The organism is Companilactobacillus sp. FL22-1 (assembly GCF_043951805.1).
Taxonomy (GTDB): Bacteria; Bacillota; Bacilli; order Lactobacillales; family Lactobacillaceae; genus Companilactobacillus.
In genome coordinates this window covers 131,110-151,825 of sequence record NZ_JBINJY010000003.1, presented here as the reverse complement: position 1 = coordinate 151,825, position 20,716 = coordinate 131,110, and the positions used below count along the sequence as shown (strand labels likewise).

General features: G+C 37.3%; 18 protein-coding genes. 2 read left to right on the top strand and 16 right to left on the bottom strand.

Annotation, left to right across the window (positions count from 1 at the left end):
- Positions 1-128: 128 nt before the first annotated feature.
- On the top strand, positions 129-833 hold the full coding sequence (locus ACG72T_RS03550; RefSeq protein ID WP_395264653.1) for an NAD(P)-dependent oxidoreductase: 705 nt from the start codon (positions 129-131) through the stop codon (positions 831-833).
- 67 nt (positions 834-900) lie between these two features.
- On the opposite strand, the gene ACG72T_RS03545 is transcribed toward ACG72T_RS03550, so the two are convergent.
- The 13 genes from ACG72T_RS03545 to ACG72T_RS03485 form a co-directional block, all read right to left on the bottom strand.
- Positions 901-1,590, bottom strand: coding sequence for a 2,3-diphosphoglycerate-dependent phosphoglycerate mutase (locus ACG72T_RS03545; RefSeq protein ID WP_395264652.1), 690 nt, complete (start codon positions 1,588-1,590; stop codon positions 901-903).
- A gap of 146 nt (positions 1,591-1,736) precedes the next feature.
- On the bottom strand, positions 1,737-3,164 hold the full coding sequence (locus ACG72T_RS03540; protein ID WP_395264651.1) for a hypothetical protein: 1,428 nt from the start codon (positions 3,162-3,164) through the stop codon (positions 1,737-1,739).
- Positions 3,165-3,237: 73 nt separating this feature from the next.
- Positions 3,238-4,290, bottom strand: coding sequence for an AI-2E family transporter (locus ACG72T_RS03535; protein WP_395264650.1), 1,053 nt, complete (start codon positions 4,288-4,290; stop codon positions 3,238-3,240).
- A gap of 10 nt (positions 4,291-4,300) precedes the next feature.
- Positions 4,301-5,098: a YdcF family protein gene (locus ACG72T_RS03530; protein WP_395264649.1), complete on the bottom strand. Its 798-nt coding sequence runs from the start codon at positions 5,096-5,098 to the stop codon at positions 4,301-4,303.
- A gap of 16 nt (positions 5,099-5,114) precedes the next feature.
- On the bottom strand, positions 5,115-6,542 hold the full coding sequence (locus tag ACG72T_RS03525; RefSeq protein ID WP_395264648.1) for a hypothetical protein: 1,428 nt from the start codon (positions 6,540-6,542) through the stop codon (positions 5,115-5,117).
- A 146-nt stretch (positions 6,543-6,688) separates the two neighbouring features.
- Positions 6,689-7,645, bottom strand: a complete 957-nt coding sequence (locus ACG72T_RS03520) for an N-acetylmuramoyl-L-alanine amidase family protein (RefSeq protein ID WP_395264647.1) — start codon at positions 7,643-7,645, stop codon at positions 6,689-6,691.
- 105 nt (positions 7,646-7,750) lie between these two features.
- Complete coding sequence (locus ACG72T_RS03515; RefSeq protein ID WP_395264646.1) at positions 7,751-8,245, bottom strand: sigma-70 family RNA polymerase sigma factor; 495 nt, start codon at positions 8,243-8,245, stop codon at positions 7,751-7,753.
- Positions 8,246-8,413: 168 nt separating this feature from the next.
- The gene (locus tag ACG72T_RS03510; RefSeq protein WP_395264644.1) at positions 8,414-9,184 is read right to left on the bottom strand and encodes a hypothetical protein; all 771 of its coding nucleotides are present in this window, start codon (positions 9,182-9,184) and stop codon (positions 8,414-8,416) included.
- Between the two features lie 192 nt (positions 9,185-9,376).
- On the bottom strand, positions 9,377-11,107 hold the full coding sequence (locus ACG72T_RS03505; protein ID WP_395264643.1) for a glycoside hydrolase family 73 protein: 1,731 nt from the start codon (positions 11,105-11,107) through the stop codon (positions 9,377-9,379).
- Positions 11,108-11,237: 130 nt separating this feature from the next.
- Complete coding sequence (locus ACG72T_RS03500; protein ID WP_395264642.1) at positions 11,238-11,477, bottom strand: hypothetical protein; 240 nt, start codon at positions 11,475-11,477, stop codon at positions 11,238-11,240.
- 176 nt (positions 11,478-11,653) lie between these two features.
- Positions 11,654-13,096 (bottom strand): hypothetical protein, encoded by a 1,443-nt coding sequence (locus ACG72T_RS03495; protein WP_395264641.1) that lies wholly within the window; start codon positions 13,094-13,096, stop codon positions 11,654-11,656.
- Between the two features lie 73 nt (positions 13,097-13,169).
- Positions 13,170-14,189: an acyltransferase gene (locus ACG72T_RS03490; protein WP_395264640.1), complete on the bottom strand. Its 1,020-nt coding sequence runs from the start codon at positions 14,187-14,189 to the stop codon at positions 13,170-13,172.
- Between the two features lie 46 nt (positions 14,190-14,235).
- A complete protein-coding gene (locus tag ACG72T_RS03485) occupies positions 14,236-15,567 on the bottom strand; it encodes a DUF6056 family protein (RefSeq protein ID WP_395264639.1) in 1,332 nt (443 codons plus the stop codon).
- Between the two features lie 194 nt (positions 15,568-15,761).
- Here ACG72T_RS03485 and ACG72T_RS03480 point away from each other — a divergent pair, with 194 nt between their 5' ends.
- Positions 15,762-17,513 (top strand): hypothetical protein, encoded by a 1,752-nt coding sequence (locus tag ACG72T_RS03480; RefSeq protein ID WP_395264638.1) that lies wholly within the window; start codon positions 15,762-15,764, stop codon positions 17,511-17,513.
- A gap of 54 nt (positions 17,514-17,567) precedes the next feature.
- Here the strand turns inward: ACG72T_RS03480 and ACG72T_RS03475 are convergent, their stop codons facing one another.
- From ACG72T_RS03475 to ACG72T_RS03465, 3 genes are all read right to left on the bottom strand, one after another.
- A complete protein-coding gene (locus ACG72T_RS03475; RefSeq protein WP_395264637.1) occupies positions 17,568-17,969 on the bottom strand; it encodes a hypothetical protein in 402 nt (133 codons plus the stop codon).
- 97 nt (positions 17,970-18,066) lie between these two features.
- Complete coding sequence (locus tag ACG72T_RS03470) at positions 18,067-19,026, bottom strand: ABC transporter substrate-binding protein (RefSeq protein ID WP_395264636.1); 960 nt, start codon at positions 19,024-19,026, stop codon at positions 18,067-18,069.
- A 156-nt stretch (positions 19,027-19,182) separates the two neighbouring features.
- Positions 19,183-20,613, bottom strand: a complete 1,431-nt coding sequence (locus ACG72T_RS03465) for a hypothetical protein (protein WP_395264634.1) — start codon at positions 20,611-20,613, stop codon at positions 19,183-19,185.
- Between the last annotated feature and the right edge of the window lie 103 nt (positions 20,614-20,716).

Sequence of the window (20,716 nt, the reverse complement as noted above, 5' to 3'; positions counted from 1 at the left end):
CTTGTAAAACTTAGTGGCTCAGTTTATACTCTCCCAAGTAAGCTTAGTCACTAAGCTTCATTACTCATGATTAAGTTTAGCATGAATCAATTACTTTGTGAAAGATAATGTGAAAAAAGGATTTTCAAATGAAAATTGGTATTATTGGTGCTACTGGCAATGTTGGACAAGTTATTTATCGTGAAGCACTTAGTCGTGGTCATGAAGTGACCGCTGTGGTACGTAACCGAGATAAGGCTACCGAGATGTTTGGACCCGATACTGAGATGGTTGTCAAAGACGCTATGGATTTGACCGCCGATGACTTAGTAGGATTTGATGTGGTGGTCAATGCAACTTCTCCACAACCAGGTTATCTCAACTTAGATTTGCTGACCAAATTAGTCAGTTTCTTCCGTGAAAAAAAAGCCCCTCGCTTGATTGCTATCGTTGATTCCAGTTCACTGATCGATGATCAAGGAGAAATGCAATTAGCAGCCGTTTTAAAACAATACGCAGATGCTCCGTGGATTCAGGCATCCTCACAACAAGTCCATGAACTCCAATTTTTACAATGGGTCGATAACGTCGATTGGACCGTCATGACGCCTCAAAACGAGTTTGTTGCTGGAGACAAGCATCCTTACCGTTTGGGTACTGATGAAGTTATGACCAATCCTGATGGCAAATCAACAGTAACGTTTAGTACTTTCGCCAGTGCAATGTTAGACGAAATTGAAACACCTGCTCACAAACACCTGCTCACAAACATCAGCGAATTACAGTTGTTGATGACTAGCTATTTTCTTATATCACAAGATCAGGACAAAATATGTTTGGCTTCCAAGCATTAATGGAATCTAAGCGACCTAAAAAAGACCTCACACACTGTGAGGTCTTTTCATATTCAACTAATTAAAATTAGTTAAGCTTCTTCTTACTTACAACGTTCAACTTGTCATCCAAATCATAAACAACTGGTTCACCAGTAGTCATTTCAACATCCATGATATCTTCATCAGAGATGTTTTCGATGTACTTAGTCAAAGCACGTAGTGAGTTACCATGGGCAGCGATGATAACGTTCTTGTTGTCTAACAACTTAGGAGCGATTTCATCTTCCCAGAATGGAATTACACGTTCCAAAGTAACTTTAAGGTTTTCGCCACCAGGAATGATTCTTGGGTCCAAGTTTGCGTAACGACGATCGTTAGCTGCTGAGCCTTCGTCAGTAGCTTTCAATAGTGGAGGCAATGTATCGTATGAACGTCTCCAGATATGAACTTGTTCATCACCGTATTTTTCAGCTGTTTCAGCTTTGTTTAGACCTTGAAGTGCGCCATAGTGACGTTCGTTAAGTCTCCATGTCTTTGTTTCAGGAATCCATAGTTGATCACAGCCTTCAAGTGCGTAGTGCAATGTCTTGATAGCACGTGTCAATACTGATGTATAAGCTTGGTCAAATTCGATGCCAGATTCTTTAAGAAGTTTACCAGCATTTTGAGCTTGCTTTACGCCTTCTTCACTAAGGTCAACATCAACCCAACCAGTAAATTGGTTTGATAAATTCCATTCACTTTGTCCGTGACGAATGAAAACTAATTTTGCCATTTATATGATCCTCTTTTCATTTCATTAACATTATGTATTCTACACGATTTCGATAATAAAAAAAAGAGACTCTACCCGAATTTACTCGAAAACGACAAAATAAATAGACCAGACAATTTCACTTCAATCATCTGATCTATCTTTAACTATTCCTTATATACTGGTGTATCTAACTCTTTTAGAGTTGTAATATCAAGTTTATTCTTGGAGTTCTTATTGAGATAAGTATTAACTTGATCGTTACCAGCCATAACTGCGGTAACTTTATCTTTACCATCGATCAAGTCGGAAATAACTTCGGCATTTTCACTCTGTTTCATCACGATTGGAATGACTTCAATATTGCTGTCTCTAAGTGCGAGTAATTTTTGATAATATTCAGAATTTACTGAAACGAAGACTGTTGAATCTGTTTGTTTCAAAGCTTGATTCTTCAACCACCAGATAATCAGATCTTCATCATTATCAAAGGTGTTGATCAAAACGTTACCGGTGCTAAATAACTGAATATAAGGCTCATTGCCGGTATAACTCTTAATCAAGACCAATGTACCATTTTGACGATAGAAGTTCTCACGAACGACTTTATTCGCATTCTCACGGTCATAAAATTGTGTGGCTGAGATGACACCGTTTAGGTCAAAAATATCACGACTGATCAATTCGTTATCCTTGTAGTGACGGATAATTTGTAATTGATGATTACTGTCACGTGACACTTCCATAATTAATTCATCGTTAGCGTTCAAAATTTTATCGACTTTTTCATTCACGTGTTGAACACGGTAACTGACGTCGAATGGAATTTCAGCAGGTGTAACTTGATTATTCAGATTACGTCCTTGCAGATCATTGTACATGTTGAGCAGATAAGCATTGCCATCAATAAACCCAGCATTTTGATAATTCATCCACGTTTGGTCGATTTGATCATTATAAGTAACCGAAATACCATTGACCAACAAGCCCTTGGCAGCCAAAGTCATCGTGATCTGTTGCCACATCTTGCTTGTATCAGCATCAGGGTTAGCAGCAAGATCATCAGTGAAAAGGTAATAAGCACGATTGGCATCAATATAAACTTCATTAGCCATCTCGTCAGTACCGAACCATTCTTTCAATGACTTGTTGATGGCGTCAATCTGTTCTGTAGCTTGTTGACGATCCTCGACTTGATCACTATTAGTGTTACGTAAAAGATGGTTGTAATAGCTACGGTCAGCCAATAATTGACTCCGCAACTGTTCTTTCAAATCAGCACTTTGGTCAAGCGTACTTTGTAAATCTTGTTCAGTATATTGCCATTGACTATTATCGTTTGCCATCCCTTGATTAGGGTCAGCAGCAAATGGTTGCTGAGCTTGATTGTATTGTGGCGGATTTTGGCCAAAGAAATAATCATTATTGTTATCATTTGGTGTGAACCGTGTCCCCGTACCATCAGCACCATAGTTGTATTGATTTTGCGTTTGATCAGAATTATTTTGGTCCGGTTGTGGACCTTGGTACGAAGGATTATTTAGATCAGAATAATTATCATCATTATCTTTCTGTTTTCTATCGAAAAATGACATATTTTAATCTCCCATCTACGTCAGTTAACTTCATTCAAGCTTATTATATATGACAACTATATTTTAATCGTAATTATAACGATTTCTTTAATTTTATTCGATGTTTCTTATTGTTTCGTTCGAGCGAATGGACTCCCAAAATATCTAAGAAGAAGACAAAGATAGGAATACCAACGATTAGACCCCATGCTCCGATCAATCCTTCGGAGACTATTAACACTACAAAGGTAAAGAAAATTGGTAAATGGGTCATGCTCGACATGAATTGGGGATTCAAGAAATAAGTCTCAATTAGATGGATCACAATGATCATGATCACGATGTAAATCAAGTAACGGATACCGCCTACAGAATAAGCGACAAAACTCAACGGAATCAAAGAAATGATTACTCCCGCAACTGGAATCAATGACAAGATGAAGACCATCACAGCTAATGGCACGATTCCAGGCATCTTCATGAATAACAACGTAATCGTAGTCAAAAGGGTATTAACTATTGCAATCATCAATTGAGCTTCTAAAACAACTCCGAAAGTATTGACGAATTTTTTTCCGTAATAAAATAAATCGGAGAAAAGCCAGCTATAGTTGCTATTTAAAAATTGTCGACCAAAAGCATTGATCTGTCGTACTTGACTAGTGTAGAAGAAACTCAACAAGAACGAAATAACAATATTGAAACCAACTGCCCCAACACTGGTAATGTAATTCACTACTTGCGACAAAGCAGCTTTGATTTGATTATCAAGATTGATCTGTTGTAAATAATTGTAGAATACGTTCAAGTATGGATTCGAACGCACTTCTTTACTTTCATAGAACTTTTGCAATGATTTAAACATCTTCCCAGTCTGAGTAATCAGTTGCGGTACGTAATTTGTAATAACGAAGATCAATAAACCAATGATAATCAAGTAAACCGGCGTGATGATCCAAACCGGTCTGACTTTAGGAAACTTTTTTTGGACTACCCTTACTAATTGAACTGACAAGAACGTAAAGATAAACGTCAACAGAAATAAGCTCATCATATTGCGAAAGAAATAGATTACTCCAATGACTAGCATTAACAAAACAAATCTTCGCAGACGTTTATTTTCAACAAATTTTTCGTACAAACTCATTTGAATCTCCTTATAGGCACCAACTTAATGAATACACGATTTCTATTCCTAACATAGTAAATAATGAATAACGATGATACCACACTATGGCGGTAAATTCACGAAACATCGATGGACGTTTTAGCTGCTTCACCGTCACGGCTGGAACAAATCTAAAATTTAGACCAATTTTCTTAGCGTACGACCTCACTCGAGGAACGTGAAAATCGCTTGTTACTACGACCACTTGTGGACGAGTTTTCTTGTGCCAAAGTTGAGTGATCTTGATTGCTGAGAAACTTAGATTTTGAGCAGTATTTTTGGACTTATCCTCTTTAACGATAGCTTGTGCAGAAACTCCCGCGTCCAATAGATACTTTTCCATCAAACTTGCTTCTGAACTAGTCTCATCCCCTCTTCGGTTGCCACTGACGACAATCGTTGGTTTTTCTGGCAATGACCGGTACAATTCGACAGCCTTATCCAAGCGTGAAGCTAAAATATCGGAAACATGATCATTGAGGCTCTTGTTGCCTAAGACTACCAAAAAATCAGCTTTCACTGGTGCTTGATCCATTTTAAAATCACGCTGTAATTGCCACATATAGCTAAACATATACAGCAACAATAAGAAATTAGCCGTGGCACAACTTAAAACCGCCGCCCGAATCAAAGTATTAGCAATGAAAAACGATAATCCGACAAAACCTAGAATAATCAGTATAGCAATCATAATAGCGGCTACAGGATGCCGACTATAAACAAATCTAATTCGAAAGATAACCGCTAACTCAATAATTGCGACCCCTATCACTAGTAAAAAATTCATGGTTCCCCCTCCGACATTAATTCAAAGTGAATTGTAGTTTAGGCACTTTCAATGAAACGCCTTTGACCAGTGTCCATGTCACGGTTGTTGAGTCCTTATCCGGTTGTCTCAATAAAAATAATTTATTATCGAGTGCTCCATAGATCAACAGTCTTCCTCGAGTCGTTTTGACAGCGAGGCTATTATCGGAATCCGATGTTGGTGATACCAAGAATAAATACTGCATCAAAGGATGCTTGGTACCATCGATACTGATGCCTTGATAATCGCTCGGTGAAAGGTTAGTTCCGTACAATTCCCCAAAATTGACACCAACTTGGCCCACCTTTTTATCGTTATTATCTGAAATAGCCGCCATTAGCTGCATTAAATCGGCATTAGAAGTCAGCGGATCTTTTTTATACTCATCGTAATAGTCCTTGGTCTCTTTAATCTCATCGCTTAAACCAACTTGACCATTATTGGACTTAGTTAAGAGATTAGCTTTGGTATTGGATTGGCCTTCTTTAGGTCTGACTGTAAAGTCGCCCGAGAAAAGATAAAGCTGGTTGTTCTCTTGCTCAACACGAATCTTACTGCGAGAAATTTGATTGCCAGTCGCTTTGTAATTTACCTTCAAATTAACGCTTTGAGGTAACAATCGATCCTGATTTTGACCATGGTAGTAATAATTGATCGTCAAGAAATTTTTGGGAGTAAGGTAAATTTTACCGTACAAATTTTGAACATAACCATTTTCGATTTCAGTCAGCATCACAACTTTGCTATCTGCTGAATCATCAATCTTTTGTGCTGAATGTTGTGTCAAAGTCATCTGATAAGTTCCATCCTGATTGATTGTCAAATTACCATCCGTCCGCCGATAGTCAATAATAGTAGAAAAATCAAAATTTCCCACTAAGGCACTGTTAGTAGCTAATGGCTTGGCGCCTTGAGTAATATCGACTAAATGATTAGCTATCTGATCATAGGCGATCTGTTGCGATTTTCTAGTGTTTGATTTGCTAATATTCGATTGTGCATCCCGCTTCTTAATATAAGCAAATTTATAAGTTTGCCCACCAGACTCGACATAATATCCTTGCATATGCTTCCCATAAACATTTTCGTGATACGTCTTAATGATTTTCAAGACTAAGTTATGACCGGCTGTTTTGAAAGTCATCGTCTTCCCATCACGATTCAAAATATACTGTGGGTTATCGAATTGACTATTGAAGCGATTGATACCTACTTTGCCATCAATCGTTGTAATATCCTTAACTTGTGCCCGTTGATTCTTCAAAAACTTAATTGAAACGGTATTATTCTCGCCTTGATCTTGGTATAAATACCAAGTTTTATTACTGGCAATAATTTTAGAAGTTTCCTTGGTCTTACAACCAACTAACAACACTGCACAAAAGAATAATATGCTCAGCACAACATATATTTTTTTTACCATATCCCTAGGGCCTTTCCGATATCTTAATTATACAACTTCCAAAATCCCCTTATTATTGAATCATAACAAAAAAAGACCCGCTTTTCAGCGCATCTTTTTGAATAAACATTTATTAAAAACGAGTCATAAAATTATTTGCAATATTTTTATGCAATATAATTTTCAGCGACCCACTCGTTTGTAGCTACACGGTGATATTTAACGCCATTGTATGACTTAACTTGGTCCGTGTACCATGGTGTGTTATTAGCTAAAGCTCGATTAGTAATATTCTTAGTGCTGCCATCAGCTTCAAATGAAACTAGTGGAACGAAACTACCATTCTTATTGTTAACTTTGATAACGTTTGTATCACTAACATCAGTGCCACCTGAATTAGTGTTATTACCGTTATTTGTGTTACCAGAGTTAGTATTACCCTTCAATTGATTGTAATACTTACCAACTAGATCGTAGAATTGATCCATGCTGTAGCCCCACTTAGCAAAGTAAGCAATTGGATCGGTATGTGATGTTTCACCCCACTTGATACGAGCGTCGTTATGTGACATAACTGTTGTACCTGGTGTGAATGGCAATTTGTATTGAACCAACTTGGAAGCTGTGTAATAGGCTTGGTTAGCAACTGAACGTGCAAAAGCATCAGTTGATGAAACTTCACACAATTCAACTTGAACAAATTTTGCATTAGCTGTAGGGCCCGCACCCCAGACTGTATAGTCAGTATTCTTAATGTTCAAGATTTCTTTGTTGTCGACAAAAGCATGGACATATGTATAAATGTTTGACCACTCACGATTGAAGTAAGTCACTTCGTTACGAGCAGTTGCCCCTGGAGTAGCTGTTTCGTGAATGACAACACCTTCTGGCTTACCAACACCATTTTCGTAACCTTGCCAAATATTGAAGGTTCCTTCTTCGTTAGTGATAGAAGCTGGTTGAATGTTGTTATTATTAATATAATCATTGATTGCTGAAGTAGCGGCCTGTGCTGTTTGAACGTGAGCACCTAGTTGTGGAGCTACTTGCCCAATAGTTGTAAATCCGATACTTGCTAAAGCAACTGATGTTGCCATAGTAGTCATAAATTTCTTAGATACCATAATAAATTAATTCCTTCCCGCCGTTAATTTCCTTAACGTATAGATTATAACAAGTTTTTTCACAAATTTGACGAAAGTAATCAGGCTGTAATGAAATGGTAAAATTCAACGAACGCTCATATGTTTCAATTTTTCCAAAAGCCTATTACGACAGTACCTCAAGCTCCTAGAAGTACAGTTATAACGCTTCGCCAATTGACTCAAAGGTAATCCTTCAATGAAATGTTCTTGCAATATACTTTTTTCAATCACAGAAAGTTTTTCAAAATTCACAAAGTCCAAATCGATCACTTTCTGCTCTTGGGGCACTCTTTGAAAGTCGAACTCCTCCAGACTGTGAAAATCAGTATACTGTTTTGCTTGCCGCAGCATATCTGTTAGGCGCCAAGTTAGTTTTTGGAAAACATACGGCTTAAACTTATTGAGGTCTCGTCCTTGTTGTGAGTATTGAACATAAGTCTTCGCAAACAAAATTACCGCTTCTTGAAAGTAATCGTCATAGTCAAACCGTGTCTGAAAGATATGGAGCCGTTTCAATACTCCATGGATCAATTGTTGGTTCTCGACAGCTAATTGAAACCCTAATTCTAAATCAGTCATAATTGTGAGTTCTCCTATTTTTACTCACAAGCGCTTGTGTAGGACTAATATAACTAATCAGCTTTTGTAATATTAGTTGCCAAAAACAACACAATTTTGCGTAATTTAGGGGTTTTAATTTTGAGACAAAATAAAAAGACGCCGTTATCAGCGTCTTTGTCGAAGTTATTAGTAAAGTTTTTTAAGTCTCTTTAAATTTTGCCCATAATACTTGGTCAACTCAAATCGTTCTAATTCGTCGATCCCTAAATTGATCAGGAGACATTTTTTAAAGGCTAATATCATTGCATCAAGATCATTCACTTTGATCCGCATATTCTGATGCTTTAGACATTGGCAATTCTCAAACCGCTTTAAAACACCTAGTTCCGCCGGAGGTTGCATCTGGCAGTGTCCCCAATTAAGAATCGCCTTTAAAAATAAAAAGTTTGCTTGGACCAATAAAGCGACATCATGGAATCTCTTCTCAATGTCGCCTTTGGGAAAATCCACTTGAAAACGATAGCCATTAAGGTCCTCTAAATATAATATTCCATCTTTTAAAAAATAATTCTTAAGGAGATTAGGAGATATCCAATCGGTATTCTGACGACAGCCACCCTTGATCGGCATGTAAGCTTTATAAAGGTGAATAAAAGGAATATACGACTTAATTCCGGTTAAATCTGACAAAAACTTGGAAATTGCAAAACCAAAACCATTATCTTTACACAATTCATTCATCAATTGCTTAGTCGGACGTGGATCTAAGATCATCCCGTGATCAAGATGCAAAATGGATGACTTAGCTTCAGCAGCCTGACTTTCAGCAAGATTGTAGAGTAATACCACTTTATTATCCATTTCAAAACGATCTTCACAATACAGGGAACGATAGCCTTCGGTAACTAAGAAATTCTTTGAAATCTCTTTTTCGGGGAATTGATATAATTTTGCCATAAAAAATTGAACTCTCCGTCTTAGGTATTTACTCAATTGAGTATGAGCTGAATATAGCATTATCGGCTGTTTCAAGATACCTTTTCTGAAAGAATTTACAATCTTTTCAAAAAAATTACATAGCTACAAAAAAAATTACCTCAAGCCATTCTCAATTGGACGGCTTGAGGTAATCTCTATTAATTTTTATCGTTAATCGGCACTGTAAATACAATATTTACCATTGACCCAACCAGCGCCAACTTTATACCAAGTTTGTCCATCGACAATCTGTTTCGACGTTACTCGCCAAGTAGTTCCATCAGCTAAACGGGTACCGGTAAACTTATTGTTAGCAGCAGGACTGTTATAAACATTGACCCCGTAGCCAGGAATGTAATTGATCTTTACCATCCCTGAAACCGAAGTGACGTAATTGGAACCTTTGACTTGGACATCATTTGCATTGACCCATTGATCGGTCGCAACACGATACCAAATTGAGCCGTCAGAATGCGTTGACTTCTTATCGATCTTCCAATCGGTGCCATTGGCTAAACTGACAGCTAAAGCATTGTGCTTGTCATCATAAGCTCTGGCACTAGGCGTTGCTATGATATGGACGATATCAGGATAAGAAACAATATTATCTTGCTTGTAGTCGTCAGTATTAGTCTGAGATTTAAGCGTGACATCAGTAGCTAAAACATAAGCTTTATTACCAACAAAATAGAAGGTATTACCATCGTCATCAACCACATAAGCTGTCGTGATCCAAGCCGATTGATAAGGCAATACACGGCTAGTAGCGGCCTTTTTATTGGCGGCACTATAAACTACTGAACCCTTATTATTTACCACGATAGCTGTATCAGTGATCTTTACTGGTGGATTGGACTTTTCCGAATCCAATTGCACATCGGTCGCTTTAACATACTCATTTGAAGCCACTTGGTAATAAACTGTCCCATCAGCAGCTACGACTTTAGAAGAAACATGCCACGAAGTATTGTAAGCTAAAGCACGGTTAGCAGCAATCTGGTTGGGGTTCGCATTGATATAAATTTTGGCCATATTTTTATTGGTTACCGTGGCGGTATCATTAATGGCCGTTTGAGTACCGCTGACGGAATTATCACTACTTCCGCTTGTATCCGGTTCACTGTCAAATCTTGTCAAATTATAAGTCTCGATTATCTTATTCAAAGTTGATGCATAAATCGGACTAGTTGCATATCTTCCCTGCAACCAAGCCGTTGCATCTTTATATGAAGATGTATTCTCTTTCCAAGTTCCTTTGTAAAACTCTGGTGCACCGCTAATTCCACCTCTCAATAGAGCAGCGTTATCAGCGAAGGAATCGTAAATACTAGGATAGCTTCTAAAGTTAGCATAAATAGTGTAATACCCCTTGTCAGCACTCCACTCACTCGTGGGGAAGTTAACATAGGAGCCATTATAGTCACCTTTAACACCAAAATAATTATTATATTTGGTAGATAAATCAGAAGTACCCCAAGCACTTTCAACGATTGATTGAGCCATGCTGACTGAAGCATAGACCTTATACTTAGACGCAACTTGTTGAGCAATTGGCCCCACTTTGTTGATAAAAGCATCTTGAGTCGATTGAGAAACGCCTTGAGTTACTGCACCGCTTTGAGTAATTGCACTTACAGCATTAGCAGGCAAAACGCTACTAGCACCGTTATTATTATCTGCTTCAATGGCATCAGCAGTACTCTCATTAATTGGAGCTCCTTGACTATCCATGACACTGGCTACATTAGGATCCTTAGTATTTGTTTGTTTTTGATCTTGATTGTCGTCTTGATTCGAATCGTCAGTTGACGTTGCAGCCTTAACTGGCGAAGCGTTTGAAGACACACCGACTGCTGCCAGAAAACTTGCTAGAGCAGTAGAGGCAACCCATTTCTTATTCATAATTGTCTCCCTCCAATTATAAAGAATATAACTATCATGAGACTACTATGTAAGGAATTTTCCTTCAACCAAACCTTAAGAAATAGGCCAATTTTTAAATATTTTTTAGGAAACTTAATAAATCGCTAGCTTAGTCCGTTGTAGGAACGTAAGTAACGTATTCAGCTTCGATCCATTCACCATCTTGGGCGATCCGATAAAAGGCTTTGCCATCGTCGCCAGTTCCCTTGGCATCAGTGTACCAAGCAGATTCGCCTTTGACATATTTATCTTGCAACATTTTACGATTTACTTCATAAGAATCAAACAAGAAGACGACATAACGACTGTCTTGGTTGACCTTAACAATACCATGCACATTTTCAAGCATTGTAATACCACCTTTTAAGTTAATACTGATTTTATTATACATTAAAAGTTAAAAAAGAAGCACTGACAAATAAAGTCTTAATAATTTTAAGAGAGTGCTCAAAATTGCAAAAATAAAATGCCTCGAATGGACAAAATTCCACCGAAGCATTTTTGAATGTTAATAATTAACCATTATTATTTTTTAAAATATTGCTTCCAATACGCCGGTACTTGCTGATTCAATAAATCGTTGAACCAAACAAATTTTCGATATGGCACCTGCTGGGTCAATCCGGACTTACCATTATAAAAGTCTGGAACACTAACTCTTTGCAGATTAACTTGATAATTACTTTGCATTATATCTAAATAATGTGCTCCCATAGCAACTAAAACAACCGCCAGGATACCGGTTATCAATTTCTGCAGTTTCAATCCCTTCACAGCTCTTAAAACAAATCTCATAGCAATTAGATAGGTAAAGACATAACTCAGAAAATTACCTCGACAATTAATTGGGGAAGCCACAAACAACAACTGCCCCATTATTGCACCTGTCATCAAATAATATAACCACAATTTAGCATCTTTTCTAAAAAAGATGAAGATACAACTACCGATAAAAATCACCAATAACAGACTGATGATTCCCTCGATATTCGATAGCTGATCATCGATCCGGTTATAACCATACATATCATTCAAAGGCTTACTACTCAAGTAATGATTGATTCCAATATAATAAATGAGAAAGATCAACGCCATGACTGCTAATAAACCTTTTTTCCAAAAGTTAAAGTCACTACGGATTGCCAAAATAATAACTGCCAATAAAATGGCCACTAACAAAATGAGATTGAAGGTAATCAGCCAAAAATGTGTAATTTTGGAATAGTTCAACCAAATTTTATACGGCTCAAAGGTCATGCTGCGATAACCGCTGTGGCCTTGATATCCTGGGTGCGAGAAAACAGTTATGGCTGAAATTATTGCCCCCAATAAATAAGTTATGTGATAAAGTTTGGTTTTCTTTCTAAAATAAAGAATCACCAAACATCCCAAAAAAATCTGGCCAACCGTCATTGTTTCGGTGAATAAACCACCAGCATATGCTAATATTAACGTTCCAATCGCAATAAACTGATTAAGATCCTTATCCCGTCCACAATCTACGAGAAAAATATAAACTAGCATCAAAGCAATTGGGGGAACATAATTAACAAATCCTGCATTCCAAACTAAGATATTGTTCAAAAATGCGTCCTGTAAAGTGAACACGAATAGGAACGACAAAACCAGCGAAAGAACTGATTTACTTGAAAGTCGCCAAAGCCCCCACAATAAAAGTGTCCAAAAGAATGCATAAATAATGATTGCAATAGTCAAATTATGCATCGTAATAATTTCAAAAAAATTACCTAAATAACGTCCGTTACTACTACCACCATAAATTGCCTGTGGCCCATAAAACATATGATGTGATAAATAATCCCCTTGTGGTCCCCACCAAAAGTAGTCATCCCCCGAAGGAATGACAAAATATCTAAATACCCCAAAATATATTAAAGAACCGACAAACATAAATGGATTAAAAGCTTTTCTAACCCAGTTGAAGCTGTTCTTAATTTTATTTTCCATTATTATTTAATAATGGACTATTCGTACAGAAATCACAAGTTAACTTGGGATAAAAAAGCCTTGAAGAAACTCTTTAGAGCATGATTTTCTTAATAACAGGTATCTTACTCAAGATAAAGATAATCGCCAATGAAATTAAAGTCGCAAAGAAAAACGTCGTGACATAGTGATTAACCCCAGCCATTTTTTGAACAACGTTGATACTCAAGCCATGAACTAAATATACTCCGTAAGTCAGTGGAGCAATAATTTCAACTAACCGGATGAACCAACGATGATAACTGCCTTCAAATGACTTCAATACTAAAAAGATCAACCCAGAAATCACTGGCACATTCACAACGGAAATGACGCTCAACAATTGCCAGCCACTCTTTAAACTTAGAAAGCCGAGCCAGACATTGATGGCCATCAAGACGACTGCTATAACCAGTAATATCAATGAACCTTCTTTTTTAGGCTTCGCTTGCGTCAATTTATATCCCAAGATAAAGTAGCCTAAACTCGATGAAAAGACGACTTTCCCAACAGAATAACCGTCAAAATAAGAACTGAGATTCTTAGGCAATCCAGCAACCAAAGCTGGCAAGAACATGCTGATGATCATCCACAAAATCAAGAGATAGTTCATTAACTTTTCATCCAAATTATCGACCAAAGCCTTTAGTAATGGCGAGAACAAGTATAACGAGACCAGTGGATAGATAAACCAATAGGCCAACAAGACTGGTTGATGATAGATGGATAACACGCTCTGGAAGAAATCGTGATATGTAAAAACTCCATCGATTTTTCTAGAACCATAGGCACTGATCACCGACCAAATAATGAATGGCACTAATACTCTGACCAACCGATGGCGGAATAAATAAGCAACATCAGTCGTCTTTTTGCTATTCAATATCGTAGCACCACTGATCATGAAAAATAAGGGTACGGCAATTTCCGTGATCGTAACTAATGTATTTGAAATACCCCAATTCAGCGATCCATCTCTAATCGCCAATCTAGACGCACACGAATGTGCTAAAACCACTAACATCATGGCGACAACTCGAATAACGTCAATATAAATAATTCGTTTCTTTTCCAAAATGACCCCCGAAAATAACTAAATAAGTTCTATCTTAACATACTGCCTATTTGACCCGATATCCGCTGATAGCTTTCAAATCAAAGAACTTGGCCTCCCATTGATTCATTAAAGCTGTCGCAGGAGTATCAAGGGCAATTACACCATAATTAGCATTATATTTACTTTTTTGCGGCGTCATCAGTGGTACTTTCACACTATCTTTACCAGCCGCCTTAGCTTGATAGATCAAACGATATTCCGTCTGCATCTGTTGATAACTAAGATTGATGTCATGAAACGCTGGCACGAAGCTAAACATAAACAAGACACTCACGATAATTGCGGCACCACCTAAGCCCCACTGCCACTGAGAAAAAATGGCATAAATCGTAATAAACAAGGCGATACCCAAGAATAGCACGCCACCGAAGAAGGTCCGTTCAGGATATTCTGGTGAAAAAGCCATCGCATAAACGGCTGCCAAATGACCAATAACAAAGAAAATCACTGCCCAAAAGGTATCTGCCTGGATTCTTCTCATGACGATACCCACAATCAATAAAATTGCGATTGCTAGATAAATCCAAACCCACTGCTTAATAGTCAATTGATAGATACCTGCAAAATTTTTCTGAATCAAAGCCCAAGTTCGATGAATGTCACCACGTTTTTGAGAACCTGGCGAGGACATCATCGTAATAAACCCGATTCCACTAAAAATTACACTGACAAACGAGACTAAACTTAACTTATGTTCTTTGATCAAACGTCTGAGCATGAACAATAAGACAATCAAAACGGCAGCTGGACCTGAATTTTCATTCGTTGCCCCAGCTAGAAAACCTAATAAAGCAGCACCCAACAGATGAACGAAATCGATCGTTTGCACTTTTAAATTGAAAATGATGAAACCAAGATAAATGGTACTCATCCACAAATAATTACCCGAACCAGACAACCATAAGACCGATTGACCAAAATAAGGGATATAAAACCATGTGAACAAAAAGAGCAAGATCAACATGATTGGATTAGCCTTTGTACCTGATAATTTAACTGACAATTTGTCCATGAACACTAACATCAACACATAAATCAAGCTACTACAAATATTGAATGGCACCTTGGAATTAAATTGCATAAAGTATTGAACAATCGAATGTGCAACAAACCGTCCATTCCAAAGCTGATAATGATTCCACATTGATTCCGGAATCAGCCAAGTTGTAATTAGTGGTTGATGGGTAAAAGCGGTTGGTGATGGCGATTGGTAGACGAAACGGTAGACATAATCATCGGCCACATACAACGTGTGTGAGTTCAGTAGCAACATGATTAAGAAAACAACCGTTAAAATAATGATTGACCAACGATTTTGCTGGATTCTTTTGTACAAATTTTTAATAATCGAACACCCTTCCCCGACAGATTATTACTTATAGTAAGAATTATAATTCATCGCTAGACAGAATTGTAAAAAGATTATACTTTGCAAATTTCTTTTCATAAACTACCATGAATGAATTAACTATTTATCTCGTCACTAGTATAATTTGAGTGTTATATATAATTTCAGAAAGGCCTTAATTTATGAAATCTATTTCTTGGCACAACAAGTATCTACGGATACCGATCGTCGTCTTACTAACAGCTGCTCTCTTTGCCGTCGTCAGCTATTTAACACTTTACCAAACGGAATTTTATCACCACTCCATTTGGGCTTATCTGGGAACAAGTGATAATCGCTTCCACATGATGCGAATCGAAGGATTGTATCAATCGATCCTACATCACAATTACTTCCCGATCGTTAACATGTCTTTCATGGAAGGCATGGGTTATATTTCTAACATTTTTTATTCAGATTTCTTAATTTATCCCGCTGCTATTTTACGGTTGATGGGTTATACACCAGCTCAAACAATCGTACGTTTCTACTTAATGTTGAACTTTTTAACTTTTAGTGTAGCATTTCTTTGTTTCTATAAAGTTCAAAGAAAATATTGGAATAGTTTAGTTTTTAGTTTTGTTTATACTTTAGGCACTTATCGACTTCACGATATGTTATTCCGCCATGACCTTGGTGAAGTAGGTGCCTTTCTCTTCTTGCCGATTGCCGTCTTGGGAATTTACGAGATATTTTATGGTGAGCGAAAACGCAATTGGCTCTTTCTAACTTTCGGAATGGCAGGAATCATTTATTCGCACGCCATTTCACCAATTCTAGTAGCTATTTTGATCATCGCCATCATGATTTTCCAAGTTTCTGAATTAAAAACTCACCCGAAACGATTATTGTCACTAATTTGGGCAAGTATCTGTACAGGATTCTTAACAGTTGGCTACTTTTTGCCGATGCTTGAACAATTAAAACACACCGTCTTTCGCTTAACTGAAAGTAAAGGTAATTTACCCGCTGGAGCCGAAGCTTTAAATAGTTATACTACTTGGAGCCTTAACAACTTGATTGACAAGCCTAACATCGGTCTAATCTTATTCGTGGCTGCAATTGCTGCGGTAATTGGACTGGGACGAGTCAAAAATCGAGCTGTGCGACACTTTGGTATATTGGGAGCGATTATGTTCATCTGTTCCAGCCGAGTTTTCCCATGGATCGTACTCAATAAAACACCGCTAAAAATGATGCAATACCCTTGGCGATTGGATATGATTGCCACGATTTTATTAGCAATCTTTGTTGCCAGTGACCCTTTAAAAATCTTCAAGAGTAATTATGCTAAATTTGGCTTAGTACTGGCATCTTTTCTGCTTACGATTTCAGCCAGTTACCAGATGGTCAGCACTTCATCAAATAATTTAGTGTCATATTCTCAGTATGACAAAGCTGAACCATTCAGTATCGGTGCCGGACAAGAGTACTTACCTAAAGGTGCTGATGTCTTAAAGATCAATGCCGAGCCACAGATCCCGACAATTAAGCATGGTAAAAAAGCCACAATCTCTAACTTCAAGCGTTCTGATACCAAGATGAGCTTTGACTTCAAGAATGCTAAAAAGACCACGATTTCCGTACCATTGATTGCTTACTATGGTTTCCAATCAAAAGATTCTATCGGTAAAGTTTCTAAACTGACTATGAATCTAAAAAATAATGGCCTGGGTGAAGTCACTGTCAGTGGAAAAGGTAAAGTCGTCATCAACTATTATGAAACTAAAGTTCAAAAAGCCTCACGTCACTTCTCATTTGTCGCTTTGATTGTCTTGATCATCGGTTCAATATTAAGTATCTTCAAAATCACTCCTACCGATTTTAAAAAATATTATTCACGAATAAAGCAAAAGTTGTCTGATTCGAAAGAAAACCATACCGAAACAGACTAATTTAATAGCCATCCGACTCTTTCGTCAGATGGCTATTATTTTGCCGATTTTTTTCTAGTGGCGATTAACAATCTCATGTAATAACAGTAATGAAGGTTTCACTTGAAAAAGCAGATTGACATGTTGAACAACATCGTCCATTTGAACGAACTTATCCAAACTGGCAATTGATAACGGTGAATCCCAACAACCATCGTGGAAACGGGTCAATGCTATCGAAAAAGATACTAGTTTCTTGGGACTAAACGATAATTCATTATCGGGACTGCCAGCTAAGAATAACCATTCCTGAAAATGACGAAATTCCAAATTATCCAAGTTGATATTATATAACCCGGTCTTATTGAGTTCATCCATCACCTGTGATTCGTCCAAGAACTTCATAGCGGCGTCCATATAGGCCTCATCGATCTTTTCTAAAGGTCTAAAGTCTAAATCCTTTGAAAGTTGACTCATTTTCTTACCTCGTGTTTTCATATTTTTTCCGTACTAATATTAAACTACGAAAGGCAAGAAAAAAGATACCGAATTTCTTCGATATCTTTGAGAAAATTTACTTAATATTCTTGACTTTATAATTGTCTTTCTTATAGCTAATCTTACCTTTGTATAGGCCATGTGCTTTAGCATATTTGAAAGCTTTATTGAAGTCAGACTTCTTAACCTTGTGAATCTTCTTAAAACTAATATCCAACTTAGTTAAAGTTTCAGCACCCTTTTGATCATAGTTCATCTTATTAAGGGCACTACCAGCCATACCATAGCTACCGGAATTGTTAAGCATCTTGATTTCAAGATTCAAAGTATCAACTAAAATTTGAGTTGAAGAAGTGTTCTTCTTGGCAAAATCTTTATTGATGATTAAAACATTACCATTATCTGCACTCATCTTTTGACGATTGAGAATCTTACCACCATTAGCTTTGGCACTACTCATCAATGGGTCTTCCAAAACAGCCGCATCAATTGAGCCATCTTTTAGACCAGAAACACGGTCCTCTTGATTGTCAACTTGTTTAATCTTGATACTTGAATACTTCATCTTGTTTTTCTTCAAGACACTCAATAAGTATTCTTTGGAAGAATCATGCTTATCAATTGCAATTGTCTTACCCTTTAAGCTCTTAACACTCTTATACTTCTTGTTAGCAACTAAACCGTTATATCCAGGTAAAGTTCCTATTACCTTCCAATTAGCGTTAGCCTTTTTGCTAGTCAATGAAGCATAACTGACTAAGTTAGTAACCGCTACATTGACTGTACCGTCTTTGATAGCATCGTTCAATTGACTATTAGAATCAAAAGTCTTCGTCTCAACAGAAATGTTATGTTGAGTAAACTCGCCGTTAGCATCCGCCATCAAAGCTGGCAAAGAGGCGGTATTTTTCAAAACTCCGATTGTAATCTTATCATCGCCAGCCGCTTTAGCAGTATGTCCCATGAATGGCAACGATCCCAACAATAACAAGACCGTGGCAATAATAATCCCAATTTTCTTTAATCTAAGTGACATAAAAAAACTCCTCCATTTACTTAGTACACTTAATCATCATAATGCATCACGGTAGTTTTTGCCACAATCATAGAAATTCTTATCTTATTTTCTCCATAAAAAAAAGGCTCACAAATGTGAGTCTTTTTAATTATTACCTTCTTAACAAACTAGATCCTAGTATGCTGAGTAAGTAACGTTTGTACCTTGTAGCCATTCACCTGTAGCAACGTGATATACAGTTACACCGTCAGCGTTCTTAGCTGATTTGTCTGTGTACCATGAAGTTAGACCAGCAACGCCACGGTTTGAAATCAATTCACCGTTGTCGTTGTATAGTGGGTAGTAGTAACCTGCAGGGCCGGCTGTTGTAACTTTACCATTCAAAGCTTTAACGTCTGTGTATGCACCAGTTGTTGAACCGTTGCCATCGTTACCATCTGAGAATGTTACATCATTAGCTGAAATCCATTCGTCAGCACCAACACGGTATTGTTTTTCACCAGTCTTAGTGTTTGTACGAACAGCATTTGTTTGCCATGCTGAGTTCTTAGCCAAAGCACGGTTTGAAATAGTTTCGTTGCTACCATTCTTCAATGTGTAGAATGCTGAGTCACTCTTAGTTGTAACTACACCCTTAACATCTTCTGTTGTCCAGTTAGCAGCTTCTGCTGAACCAACTTTGATTGCACGGATAACAGTAAGTGTATTGTTTGTGTTAGCATAGTATGCAGCTGATATAGCTGAACCATTGATTGTAATTGAATTAACTGCATTGGTCATCAATTTACCAAATGATGAAGCTGTTGGTGTTGTAACACGTAAACGTTGGTAATAAGTTGCTCCACCCTTGTCAAATGTCGGACCGGCAAATTTATCTGATGATTGTGTTGATGCAACAGCAGCAGCATTATAGCTTGTGTAAAGTGTTTCATCAGGTGTAACTGTCAAATCTTTAACAGCATTACCTGCTTGATCCGTGACTTTCAAATCTGAACTTGTTGAAAGTTGTGTGTTATAAATGCTTGAACCAAAGTCAACATTGTAAGGTGTTGTATATGAAACATTAGCACTAGTTAATTCTGTTGTTGTAGAACCCTTCTTGCTGTATTTAACAGTAATAGGATCAGCTTTAACTGTATTACCATTTGAATCTACATATGATAATTGAACAGTAAATGTATAACCTGCATCAGCCTTCTGTAAAGCTATCAAGTCAGCAGCAGTATTAGCATTTGAAACTTTAACAGTTACCTTAGCATCTGCCAAACGAGTTTGAGTTGCTGCAGATGGAGTAGCATTTACTTCTGCCAAGCCTATCTTGGCAAAGTCTTTATAGTTCATTGTAGCTGAACCATCTTTATAAATTCCAGCAAGTTCATCAGCAACATGTGGAAGTGTATCAAGAGTTTGACTTGTAAATGTTTTGTTAAATTCTGCAACAGCTACTGAATAATCAGCGTCTGTTGGTGTGTCTGTTGATGCAACTGGTGTGTCTGTTGATGCAGCTTTTACAGTAGTAACGTTTGAAACTACAGGAGCAGTAACTGGAGCAACAGCTAGAAGTGTAGCAGCAGCGATTCCTGCATATTTAATAGATTTTTTCAATGTTAATCCTCCCCTGGACTACAAGAATTTATTATTTAATTGTCGTGGGGCTACCCCACTGACAATCATTATATGAAACTCTGGCTTATGAATCAACTCTAAA